At 70.7% G+C, this 11,955-nt stretch carries 10 protein-coding genes; 9 read left to right on the top strand and 1 reads right to left on the bottom strand.

What is annotated here, in order from left to right:
- The first annotated feature begins 30 nt into the window (after positions 1-30).
- Complete coding sequence (locus IE231_RS13775; RefSeq protein ID WP_189694545.1) at positions 31-1,020, top strand: alpha/beta fold hydrolase; 990 nt, start codon at positions 31-33, stop codon at positions 1,018-1,020.
- A gap of 5 nt (positions 1,021-1,025) precedes the next feature.
- Here the strand turns inward: IE231_RS13775 and IE231_RS13770 are convergent, their stop codons facing one another.
- Positions 1,026-1,859, bottom strand: coding sequence for an IclR family transcriptional regulator (locus IE231_RS13770; protein ID WP_229866986.1), 834 nt, complete (start codon positions 1,857-1,859; stop codon positions 1,026-1,028).
- A gap of 221 nt (positions 1,860-2,080) precedes the next feature.
- On the opposite strand from IE231_RS13770, the gene IE231_RS13765 reads away from it, so the two are divergent.
- From IE231_RS13765 to IE231_RS13730, 8 genes are all read left to right on the top strand, one after another.
- Positions 2,081-3,364: an MFS transporter gene (locus tag IE231_RS13765; RefSeq protein WP_201896931.1), complete on the top strand. Its 1,284-nt coding sequence runs from the start codon at positions 2,081-2,083 to the stop codon at positions 3,362-3,364.
- On the top strand, positions 3,361-4,605 hold the full coding sequence (locus IE231_RS13760; protein WP_229866984.1) for a CaiB/BaiF CoA transferase family protein: 1,245 nt from the start codon (positions 3,361-3,363) through the stop codon (positions 4,603-4,605). Before IE231_RS13765 ends, IE231_RS13760 begins: the two co-directional genes overlap by 4 nt.
- A 10-nt stretch (positions 4,606-4,615) precedes the next feature.
- Entirely contained in the window at positions 4,616-5,389 is a 774-nt protein-coding gene (locus IE231_RS13755; protein ID WP_189694543.1) for an enoyl-CoA hydratase/isomerase family protein, read from the top strand.
- Between the two features lie 160 nt (positions 5,390-5,549).
- Positions 5,550-6,473 (top strand): shikimate dehydrogenase, encoded by a 924-nt coding sequence (locus IE231_RS13750; RefSeq protein ID WP_189694542.1) that lies wholly within the window; start codon positions 5,550-5,552, stop codon positions 6,471-6,473.
- The gene (locus IE231_RS13745; protein ID WP_189694541.1) at positions 6,473-8,449 is read left to right on the top strand and encodes a bifunctional sugar phosphate isomerase/epimerase/4-hydroxyphenylpyruvate dioxygenase family protein; all 1,977 of its coding nucleotides are present in this window, start codon (positions 6,473-6,475) and stop codon (positions 8,447-8,449) included. The genes IE231_RS13750 and IE231_RS13745 overlap by 1 nt, the downstream gene beginning before the upstream one ends.
- A 99-nt stretch (positions 8,450-8,548) precedes the next feature.
- Entirely contained in the window at positions 8,549-9,412 is an 864-nt protein-coding gene (locus IE231_RS13740; protein ID WP_189694540.1) for a MerR family transcriptional regulator, read from the top strand.
- Positions 9,409-10,332, top strand: coding sequence for an ABC transporter ATP-binding protein (locus IE231_RS13735; RefSeq protein ID WP_189694539.1), 924 nt, complete (start codon positions 9,409-9,411; stop codon positions 10,330-10,332). The genes IE231_RS13740 and IE231_RS13735 overlap by 4 nt, the downstream gene beginning before the upstream one ends.
- Positions 10,329-11,918, top strand: a complete 1,590-nt coding sequence (locus tag IE231_RS13730) for an ABC transporter permease (RefSeq protein ID WP_189694538.1) — start codon at positions 10,329-10,331, stop codon at positions 11,916-11,918. The genes IE231_RS13735 and IE231_RS13730 overlap by 4 nt, the downstream gene beginning before the upstream one ends.
- Positions 11,919-11,955 lie beyond the last annotated feature (37 nt).

Genomic DNA, 11,955 nt, shown 5'->3' with positions numbered 1-11,955 from the left:
GGGAATGCCGACCGGGGAGCGTGGTCCGGGATGAGCAGGCAGGATGCGGCAGCCGAGCGGTTCCGCCGGGCGCAGGAGGCCGCTCTCGCAGAAGCGGGCGTCGCCGCCGAATCGAGGTTCATCGAGGTCAGGAAGCCGCCGATGCGCGTCCACCTCCTCGAGGCCGGAGCGGGCGAGCCCGTGCTCATGGTGCACGGCGGCAACAGCGTCGCGGCATCGTGGGCCCCGCTGCTGCCCTGGCTTGCCCCGCGGATGCGCCTCCTCATGCCCGACAGGCCGGGATGCGGCCTCACCGGGGGGTTCGACTATCGCGGCGTCAACCTCCGCCAGCACGGCGCCCAGTTCCTCCGCGGCGTGCTGGACGCGCTCGGGCTCGAGCGTGTCGCGCTCGTCGGGAACTCCATGGGCGGCTTCTTCTCCTTGGCGTTCGCCCTTCAGTACCCGCAGAGGGTCTCCAAACTGGTTCTGCTCGGAGAGCCCGCCGGGGCCGACGGCAACCCGCGGCTCTTCCACCGGCTCGTCGGCACCCGGGGCCTCAACGCCCTGCTCTATGCCACGGCGCTCCGGCCGCCGCACGATGCGGAGGGGGCCCGGGCGGGGCTGGCCAAGGGACGGATTGTCGCCCACCCCGAGCACGTGCCCGCCGGCCTGCTCTCGTGCTTCGCGGCGGCTGCCCAGCTGCCGGGGGCTACGCGCAGCTGGCGCACGATGGTCGAGCAGGTCTTCGTGCCGGCAGGCACCGGGCTGTACGCGAAGCGGACGGCCGCCACACACTCGCTCATGCCCGAGCTCGGCAGCCTCGCCGTGCCGACCCTCCTGCTGTGGGGGGACAAGGACCCCCTGGGCACCCCCGACGTCGGCCGGATGCTCGCCGACAGGATGCCGCACGGCCGGCTCGAGGTGGTGCAGGACGCGAGCCACCTCGTCTGGCTCGACCAGCCGGCCGCGTGCGGCGAGGCGATCGTCTCCTTCCTCGCCGCGCAGGAGAGCACCGGCAGGCCGACGTCTCTTCACCCGTGAGGCTCTCAGCCCCGCCCTGATGCGACCGGCTGGGGCGCCCGGTACCCCATCGCCTCGCTCGCCTCGCGCGCCGCCCGCGCGACGGCGGGACCGAGCCGGTCGACGTCGTCCGGCCCCACCCGCTGGACCGGGAAGCCCACGCCCAGCACGGCAGCGAGGTCTCCGGTGTGGCTGTAGACCGGGGCGCTGATGGAGCCGACATCGCTGTTGCGCTCGCCGAAGGCCGCGAAGAAGCCCTGCGAACGGGCCAGCTCCACCTGCTCGTCCAGCTGCTCCCAGCTGTCCGGGGTGTGCGCCGTGAATCTCGTCAGCTCAGAGTTTCGGATGGCTGTCCGCGCCTCGGGATCGAAGGCGAGGAAGATCTTGCCGGGCGCGCCGGCGTGGATGGGCATGACCTGGCCCACGTAGAAGGGGCGCATGACGACGTGCCGGGTCTCGGCGACCGAGACGACCGTGCGGTGCGCGCCGTCGCGGACGTAGAGGCACGCCGTCTCCCCGGTCTCGTCGCGGAGTGCGTGGAGGATGGGCCGCACGGTGCGCACGATGTCGAGGCCGATCGTGCCGGGCGTCGCCCACCGGACGAGCTGGATGCCGATCCTGTACCTGTCGCCGTCCTTGTCGAGGAAGCCCTCACGGACCATGTTCTGCACGAGGCGCTGGCACGTGCTGGCGGGCAGCCCCGTGCCGCGGATGATCAGCTGCAGTGTGGGCTCGGGTGCCTCTGCCGAGAAGCAGTCCAGGATTGCCGAGACCTTCGCCAGCACTAGGAGGGGCGCCCCCGCGCCGCTCGATTCCTTCGCCATGGCCAGCCACGCCCTCCCAATCAGCAGGCGGACCACGTGGCCCACCTCACATGTTCTTGAAGAAAACCGTTGACACCTGGATTCCGTAACCCGGATTATGGGTACGCACATCACCATACGGGTTTCATAGCTCAAAGACGAGTAGCAAGTGCCTCGACGACGAGCCGAGAGATCGCCCCGAAGACAGGGCCCACTGGACCCCGCATCATGCCACTGGAGGACTGATGAGCGTTCATGCAGTAACCCGAGAACAAGCAGTGCGACGAGCCACCTACGCGAGCGTGGTGGGCACCACGATCGAGTGGTACGACTTCTTCCTCTACGGGACGGCAGCCGCCCTCGTCTTCCCGCAGCTGTTCTTCCCCGGCGGCGACAACCTCGCCGGCGTCATCGCGGCCTTCAGCACCCAGTTCGTCGGGTTCGTGGCCCGCCCCGTGGGCGCCGCGATCTTCGGCCACTACGGCGACAGGATCGGGCGCAAGACGACCCTCATGGTCACGCTGTTCCTCATGGCCTTCGGAACCGTGCTCATCGGCGTGCTGCCGACGTACCAGGCCATCGGCGTCTGGGCTCCGATCCTCCTGACCGTCCTGCGCATCATCCAGGGCATCGGCGTGGGCGGCGAGTGGGGCGGCTCGGTGCTGATCGCCATGGAGTGGGGCCACAAGGAGCGCCGTGGCCTCTCCGCCAGCTGGCCGCAGATGGGCGTGCCGCTGGGCCTCATCCTCTCAACTGGCCTCGTCCGGCTCTTCTCGGGGATCACCGGCGCCGACTTCGCCACCTATGGGTGGCGTATCCCGTTCCTGCTGAGCATTATTCTTGTCGGCGTGGGCCTGTTCGTGCGGCTGCGTGTGGTCGAGAGCCCCGAATTCGAGGCCGTCCGCAAGGCGGACAAGGTCGTCAACGTCCCGCTGATGGAGGCCTTCCGTCGCCAGCCCAAGGAGATCCTCCTCTCGGCCTTCGTCCGGGCGTCAGAGCAGGCGCCGTTCTACATCTTCATCACATTCGTCATCACCTACGTGACCAAGCAGCTGAAGACCAGCAGCGATGCGATCCTCGTCGACACCCTGATCGCCGCCGCGCTGGGGCTCATCAGCATCCCCGTCTTCGGCATGCTGTCCGACCGCTTCGGCCGGAAACTCGTCTACGGCATCGGAATTGTGGCAACGGCCCTCTACGCCTTCCCGTATTTCGGCCTGCTCAACACGCGCGACTCCCTGCTGATCGCCGTCGCGGTGGTGGTAAGCCTCATCTTCCACGATGTCCAGTACGGGCCCCAGGCGGCACTCATCGCCGAGAGCTTCGACCCGGACATCCGGTACACCGGAGCGGGCATGGGCTACCAGCTCGCGAGTGTGATCGCCGGCGGCCCCGCCCCGCTGATCGCAGCCGCACTGCTGCAGGGCACGGGCAGCTCCACCCCCATCTCCATCTACATCATCATCTGCGCCGCGGTGAGCATGGTCGCGCTGCTGCTGCTCCCCAAGAGGAGCACGGTAGGGGCGCCTGCCGCATCGCGGAAGTCGATGAGGCACGCGTGACGGTGCGCGACACGGCCCTGCGGCCGCGCGAGCTTCCCGGGGAAGCCCCGGCCGCAGACGGCCCCCTGAGGGACCTCGTGGTGCTGGACTTGAGCCGCATCCTCTCCGGCCCCTTCGCGACCATGACGCTCGCGGACCTCGGAGCGGACGTGATCAAGGTCGAGCAGCCGGGCCGCGGCGACGACACGAGGCAGTGGGGGCCGCCCTACCAGGGCGGCGAGGCCGCGTACTACCTGTCGGTCAACCGCAACAAGCGCAGCCTCGCCGTGGACCTCAAGTCGGAGGAGGGGCTCGCAGCGGTGCGCCGGCTCGCGCGCAGGGCCGACGTCGTGGTGGAGAACTTCCGCCCCGGCACTGCCGAGCGGCTCGGCCTCGGCTACGAGGACCTCTCCTCCGAGAACCCGGGCCTCGTCTACGCCTCGATCAGCGGCTACGGCCAGACCGGGCCGGACTCCTCCCGCGCCGGATACGACGCGATCGCCCAGGCCCGCAGCGGGATCATGAGCGTGACTGGGGAGCCGGACGGGCCGCCCGTGCGGATGGGGATGAGCGGATCCGACCTCATCGCCGGAACGTGGGCAGTGATCGGGATCCTCGCCGCCCTGCACGAGCGCGACCGCACCGGCCGGGGCCAGTGGGTGGACATCAGCCTGCTCGACGGCTCGGTCTCGTGGCTCACCTACGTGGCCAGCGGCTACTTCGCCAGCGGCGAGGTCCCGCGCCGCTACGGCTCGGCGCATCCGACCATTGCCCCCTACCAGGCGTTCCCGACGGCGGACGGGCACCTCATGCTCGCCGTGGGGAACGACCAGCTGTGGCGGAGGTTCGCCGGCGCGGTGGGACGCCCCGACCTCGCGGACGATCCCCGGTTCACGTCCAATCCCCTCCGCGTGGAGAACCGCCGCGAGCTCATCCCCGTCCTCGAGGAGATCCTGCGGGCCGAGCCCACGGCCACGTGGCTCGCCCGGCTCGACGACGCCGGCGTCCCCGCGGGACCCATCCAGAGCGTGGCGGAGGCGGTCCAGGACCCGCAGGTGCTGGCACGTGGAATGGTCGCCGAGCTCGACTACCGCGGGGGCCCGCTCAGGACGCTCGCGTGCCCCGTGCGGCTCACCCGCACCCCGGCCTCCGTGCGGACTCCGCCGCCCGCTGTCGGAGAGCACAGCGACGAGATCCTCGCGGCCTACGGCTACGGCCCTGCGGACATCGAGCGCCTGCACAGCACGGGTGCCATCGGATGAAGGAAGCGGCATGAAGGAGTCGGCGGTGCGCACCGAGAGCGGACTGACGGTCGACGACGACGGCTCCTTCGCCGTCGTGACCTTCGGCACCGGGGAGCGCCTCAACGCGCTCCGCACGGAACAGTGGGAGGAACTCGGCCGAGTGGCGGCGTCGCTCGCGGAGCGCAGTGCGCTCCACGCGGTCGTGTTCCGGGGGCGCGGCGGCGTCTTCTGCGCGGGCTCGGACCTGCGTGAGTGGGACGGCGCGAGCGCCGACGAGGTCGACCGCAGCTTCTGGCAGCTCGAGCAGACCCTGCGCGCCATCGAGGACCTTCCCGTTCCGACGGTCGCGGTGGTCGAGGGGGTGGCTGCTGGAGGCGGATGCCAGCTCGCCCTCGCGTGCGACCTGCAGCTCACCGCGTCCACAGCCCACCTCGGCATGCCCATCTCGAGGCTCGGCATCCTCGTGCCGCCCGCCTTCGCTGCCCGCATGTCGCTGCGGATCGGGCCCTCGCGGACCAAGGACCTCCTCTATGGGGGCCGCATGCTCCCGGCGGAGGAGGCCCTGCGAGTAGGGCTCGTCACGTCGGTTGCCCCGGCCGGCGCGCTCGACGCCGAGCTCGAGGCGCTCCTGGCCGGGTGGAGCCGTCTCTCGCCCGCATCGCTGCGCGCGGCGAAGGCCGCCGTTGACCTCGGCCTGGAGCCGCTCGTCGCCCCTGTGCGTCGAGAGCCGCCCCGCCCGGCCGCGGATCCCCAGGAGTTCCCACGGCGGCTCGCCGCGTTCCTGCGGCGGCGGAAGGGCTGACGCCCGGGCACCGGTAGTCCTTTGGGGGGCCGGTGCCCGGACGTCTCCGGTGCTCAGTGCCTCATTGACATTGTTGCTGCAACGCGTCATCCTTTTTCTGCAACGAATGTTCGCTGGGTCACACCGGCGCGACCGGAACCAGCGCAGCACGAGGAGACCCATGAGCCTGACCACCGAGTCCTTTCTTGTCGGCCTGATCGGCGACGGCGTCCTCCCCTCGCTCACCCCGCCGATGCACGAGCGCGAGGGCGCCGCGCACGGCCTGCTCTACCTGTACCGGCCCATCGACCTCGCCGCGCTCGGCCTCGTGCCCGAGTCCGTGGGCGAGCTGGTCCGCTCCGCGCGCCGCCTCGGCTACAACGGCCTGAACATCACCCACCCGTGCAAGCAGCTCGTGATCCCGCACCTCGACGAGGTCGATCCCGACGCCGCCCGGCTCGGCGCCGTCAACACCGTCGTCATCGGGGCGGACGGCCGCACGGTTGGCCACAACACCGACTGGTCCGGCTTCCTCACCGCCTTCCGCACCGGCCTGCCGGACGCCGCGCTCGGCCGCGTGGTCCAGCTCGGTGCGGGCGGTGCCGGCTCCGCCGTGGCCTACGCCCTCCTGACGGCGGGCGTCGAGCGCCTCGCGATTGTCGACGTCGACCGCACCCGTGCCGAGAGCCGCGCCGACGAGCTCTCCGCGCTCTTCCCCGGCGCGTCCGTCGAGGCGCGCACGACGGCGGAGCTCGCCTCGCTGCTCGCGGCCGCGGACGGCGTCGTGCACTGCACCCCGACGGGGATGGCCGCACACCCGGGAACCCCGTTCGACACGTCACAGCTGACGCCGCGGCACTGGGTCGCGGACATCGTGTACCGGCCCATCGATACCCAGCTGGTGCGGGATGCGCGTGCCGCCGGGTGCCGCGTGCTCGACGGCGGCCGGATGGCAGTGGGCCAGGCCGTGGACGCGTTCCGCATCTTCACCGGCATCGAGCCGGACGCCGAGCGCATGCGGGCGCACTTCCTCGAGCTCATCGAGGAGGAGGCCCGGCAGGAGGCCGCGCAGGCCCACGCCCCGCTCGCTGCGGGTGCCGCCTGATGCGCACCGGGATCGCGACGGTCTGCCTCTCGGGGACCCTCGAGGAGAAGCTCCGGGCCGCGGCGAAGGCGGGGTTCGACGGCGTCGAGATCTTCGAGACCGATCTCGTGACCTCGTCGCTGAGCCCCGAGGACGTGCGGCTCCTCGCCGCGGACCTCGGGCTGGGCCTGGACCTGTACCAGCCGTTCCGCGACCTCGACTCCGTCCCGGACGAGCGGTACCGCGCCAACCTCCGCCGCGCCGAGGCGAAGTTCCGCCTCATGGGGCGCCTGGGCATCGACACGATCCTCGTGTGCTCCACCGTTGCCGCCGCGGGCGCGGCGTACACCGACGACGACGGCCTGCGCGCCGAGCAGCTCCACGGTCTCGCCGAGCTCGCCGCCGGCCACGGGGTGAAGGTCGCGTACGAGGCCCTCGCGTGGGGCACCTACGTCAACGACTACGAGCACGCGTGGAAGATCGTCGAGTCCGCGGACCACCCGAACCTCGGCACGTGCCTGGACACCTTCCACATCCTGTCCCGCCTCGGCACGGGCGGCCCGGACCCCTCCGGCATCGAGGCGATCCCGGGGGAGAAGGTCTTCTTCGTGCAGGTCGCCGATGCCCCCAAGCTCTCGATGGATGTGCTCAATTGGAGCCGCCACTACCGGGTGTTCCCGGGGGAGGGGCAGTTCGACCTGCCCGGGTTCCTCGGCCATGCAGCACGCACGGGCTACAACGGCCCGGTGTCCCTCGAGGTCTTCAACGACACCTTCCGGCAGGCCGATGTGGAGCGCACCGCCGTGGATGCGATGCGCTCCCTCATCTGGCTCGAGGAGCGCACGGCGAAGACCCTCGCCGCTGCTTCGGCGCGGGGCACCGCGCACGACGGCGCCGTGGAGCCGACGCCGGCCCAGCTCGCCCAGGCGTCACGCGCCAATGCCATGCGCCTGACCACCCTCCCGCAGGTGGCGCCTCCCGCGGGGCTGAACTTCGCGGAGGTCAAGTCGGCCGCAGGGACGGAGGCCACCGGCGCGCTCGAGCGGCTCCTGGCGCAGCTCGGCTTCGCCCCCCGTGGCGACCACCGGACCAAGCCGGTCTCGCTCTGGACGCTTGGCGAGGCACGGATCGTGCTGAACCACCAGGGCGCCGCCGGCGTTGCTCCGGCGATCTCCGCCCTCGCCTTCGACGTCGCGGACGCGGTGACCGCTGCGGCCCGCGCCGTCCAGCTCAAGGCGCAGCCGGTGCCCCGCACCTCCCAGGCCAACGAGGAGATCCTGCAGGCCGTGAGGGCGCCGGATGCGACCGAGGTGTTCCTGTGCGAGGACACCAGATGGATGCAGGAGTTCGGTGACGGCGACGCCTCGCCGCAGCCCGCCGGCTCGGCGAGGATCGACCACATCAACCTGGCCCAGCCCTGGCAGCACTTCGACGAGGCGGTCCTGTTCTACTCCTCGGTGCTCGCGCTCACCCCCGAGGCATCGCAGGACGTCTCGAGCCCGGCCGGACTCGTGCGCTCGCAGGTCATGCAGACAGCGCTCTCCGATAACGCGGCGGGCGACGGCGGGGCGCTGCGGCGCAGCGTCCGGCTCGCCCTGAACCTCGCCCCCTGGATCCAGGCAGACTCCGTCAAGGGAACGCTTCGGGACACGTTCCAGGAGCACATCGCCATCGAGGTGGACGACCTCATTGCCCATGCCGCCGCATGCCGCCGGAGGGGACTGCCGTTCCTGCCGATCCCGGAGAACTACTACGAGGACCTCGACGCCCGGTTCGGGCTCGATCCCGAGTTCCTCGCGGCACTGCGCGGGCTGGACCTGCTCTACGACCGGGACGCCCACGGCGAGTTCCTGCACTTCTACACCGCGACGGTGGGCAGCGTGTTCTTCGAGGTGGTGCAGCGGATCGCCGGGTACGACGGCTTCGGCGCGCCGAACGCGCCGGTGCGGCATGCTGTGCAGTTCGCTGCGCAGTCCGCCGCCCGGCGTGCGGGCTGACGCAGTACCCACCTCTCGATCGCGCGCTCCTGGAGACGACGCGGCGCGGGCTTCTCCGGTGCTTGACAGTGACGTTGCGTCACAGCGCATCGTGGGTGCATGCGCATCAGCGATCTGGCCGAGATCACGGGAACGACTCCGCGGACAGTCCGCTACTACCATCAGATCGGACTGCTTCCCGTCCCGCCCTCGCCCCACGGCTACCGGGAGTACGGCTTTGACCACGTGGCCCGAATGCTGCGCATCAGGTGGGTCGCCGAGGGCGGAGTCCCGCTGGACCGCCTGCCCGACTTCATCGCCGGCACCGGCCGAGGCACGCCCACGAGCACGGCTGCCGATCTGGAAGCCGCTCTGGATGCAGTGACCGCGCGGATCGCCGAGCTGACGGCACAACGCGAACGCGTTGAGCGCCTGTTGCAGATCGTCAGGTCTGGATCGGCTCTCACGCCCCTCCCTGTCCCGCTGGTGCGTCTCTACGAGGAAATCGAGAAGCGGACCAAGGATGAAGCGGTCCGCCGTGGGGTGCGGGGTGAACGCGACCTCTTGGAGATCGCTGCCTATCGCGGGGCACTTCCCGATGCAGTGACCGCATTCGCGATGAAACTGGACGACGCGGCCATCGATGAGGCCATCGCGCTCTTCGCTGAGCTGCAGCACCTCGGCGAGAGGATCGCGGACCTCTCAGCCGATGACGCGGCGGCGGCCACGGACGACTTGGCCGCACGGACCCTCGGCCTGGTCGTCCGGGCCGGCGGTCTTGATCTGATCGAGGCGCTTTCCCCGTTCGAGGGGGGCCTCCCGCCCGCGATCGGCGAACTCGTCGGACTCGTGTTCCCCGACCCCCTGTACAGGCACTTCATCGCGGCAGTCGCCGCTCGCCTCGGTCTCCTGGGGCCGTCGGCCGCCCGAGCCGGCGGCCCGAGCCGCACGGCCTCGACACCAGCCGAGGTTGCAGGGCCATGACCGGTGCTCCCGGCGCTCCCTTGTCGAAACCCATCGACGTCCGTGGCCTCGTCAAGGCCTTCGGCACCTTCCGTGCGGTTGACGGGCTTGATCTCGTGGTGGAACAGGGCTCGGTCCACGGCTTCCTCGGCCCGAACGGTGCGGGCAAGACAACGACCATCCGCGTGCTCCTCGGCCTCTACTCACGCTCCGCGGGTAATGTCCGGGTCCTCGGACTGGACCCGGGGACGCACCCCGCAGAGGTCACACGCCGCGTGTCCTACATTCCGGGCGACGTGAACCTGTGGGGCAACCTGACGGGCCAAGAGGTGCTCGACGTTCTGGCCCGGCTCCGCGGTGCCTACGACCCCTCGGCCGAACGGGACCTCGTGGAGCGGTTCGCACTCGACACCGGGAAGCGCGTCCACACCTACTCGAAAGGCAACCGGCAGAAGGTCATGCTGGTGGCCGCGTTCGCCGCCCGCACAGAGCTCCTGATCCTCGACGAGCCCACCTCGGGGCTCGACCCCCTCATGGTGAGGGTCTTCGCTGACTGCATCCATGACGCGTCGGCTGCAGGCCGGACCACTCTCCTCTCCAGCCACCTTCTGGCCGAGGTGGAACAGCTGTGCCGAGACGTCACCATCATTAAGGACGGCAAACTGATCGAATCAGGGCCCCTCGCCCGGATGCGCCACCTTGCCGCCTCCACCGTCACGGCGAGCCTCGGCGACGATGGGGCTTCCGTGCTCGCGGAGCTGCGGGGCCTGGGACTGGAGGTGGACGGAACGGTGGATGGACGATTCGAGCTGAGCGTCCCTCGTGCGCAGGTTCCGCAGGTCCTCGGCGTCCTCGCAGGCAGCGCTGCGCAGGACATCACGTGTGCCCCTGCGAGCCTCGAAGACCTCTTCCTGCGCCACTACCAGACGAGTCCACGATGACAACCCTCGTCGTGTTCCTGATGCGCCAGCAGCGGGCCCGGGTCCTTGCCTGGCTGATCCCACTCGCCCTCCTCGTCGCAATCACGGCACCTTCCTACGCCGCTACCTATCCCGCGCTGTCCGACCGCCAGGTCCTGATCGAGACCATGCGCACCAACCTCGCACTCAAGGTCTTCTACGGCGTCCTGCCGACTCCGGGAACCCTCGGCCAGCTCCTGACCTTCGAGACGGGGGCCTACGTCATGGTCCTCGGCTGCCTCATGGCCCTCCTGCTTGCAGTGCGGCTCTCGCGCGCATCGGAGGATGCCGGGACGCTCGAGCTCGTGCGCTCCTGCGGCGTGTCACCGGGCCACTACGGGGCCGCCGTCCTTCTGGTCGTCGGGCTGGTGTCCGCGCTCCTCGGGGCTCTCGTGAGCGCCGTGCTGGCCCTTCAGGTAGGGCACGTTGCCGAGCTGACGGGCGCGGGGGCTGCCTCCTTCGGCGCCGTCGTCGCCATCGCGGCATTCACCGTCGGGGTCCTGGCGCTGATCTGTGCTCACCTCATGCCTGACGCCACGACGGCGCGCTGGCTCGCCATGGCCCTGCTCGCGGCGAGCTTCGCCCTGCGGGCCGTCGCCGACACGAGTGGCAACGGGGGACTGCTGTGGTTCAGCCCGCTCGGGTGGAAGGCCCTGGTCGCCCCTTACGCCGGCGATCACGTGCTTCCGCTGGCGGCGTTCCTCGCCTGCGCAGCCGGCCTCGTTGCCTTCGAACGGCTCCTCGGCGGCCGCCGCGAGCTCGGGGCGGGGTATATCCGGCCACGGGGCAGCAGCGATCGCCGTGGGCGCGCCCGGTCTCCGTTCGGTCTCGCTGCGAGGCTCTCCCGTGCCCAGATCGCGGCGTGGTCCGTGGGCATGACGCTTCTCGGCGCACTCTTCGGAGGGCTGAGCTCTGGCCTGGTCTCCCTCATGGAGAAGGACCGGGCCACGAGCGAGCTGATGCAGGGCATGACCGGGCAGACATCTCCGGTCTCAAGCTACTTCGCGTTCGTAGGCCTCATCGTTGGGATCACGGGCGCCTGCTATGTCGTCGTTGCCGTTGGCCACGCTGCCCGCGATGAGCGTGCGGGCCTCGTAGACCTCGTCCTGACCACCGGGCAGCGTCGGTGGGAAGTGCTCGCGGGGACCGCGGTGGTCGCGGCGCTCGGCTCTCTCATCCAGCTCGCGGCTGCGGGAGCCACCGCGGCGGCCATCACGGCCGCCCTCGTCCGCGGAGACCACGCCCCGCTCCGCGCGCTCGGCTACATCCTCGGCCAGTGGCCCGCGTGCCTGGCGTTGACCGGGGCCGCGTTGCTCATCCTGGCCGTCGCGCCCCGCTGGCAGCCCCTGGCGTGGGCGCCGCTCGCTGCCAGCGCGACGGTCGCGATGCTGGGCAAACTCCTCCGCGTGCCCACGTGGGGTGAGACGATCGCCGTCTTCGGGCACGCCCCCGACCTCGCAGCTTCAGCTCCCGCCTGGACGTCCTCGGCATGGCTGGCAGCTGCCGGCCTCGGTGCCTTCATCCTGAGCCTCGTGGCAGAAGGGCGGCGAGACGTGGCCACCGGCTGAAGCGGAGCGGGCCCCGGTGCAGCAGCAGTGCTCCGGC

The sequence above is a fragment of the Sinomonas cellulolyticus genome, from assembly GCF_014656475.1.
GTDB classification, from domain to species: Bacteria; Actinomycetota; Actinomycetes; order Actinomycetales; family Micrococcaceae; genus Sinomonas; species Sinomonas cellulolyticus.
Note: the sequence above shows the minus strand (reverse complement) of the source record. Positions and strands in the feature narration are given on the sequence as shown.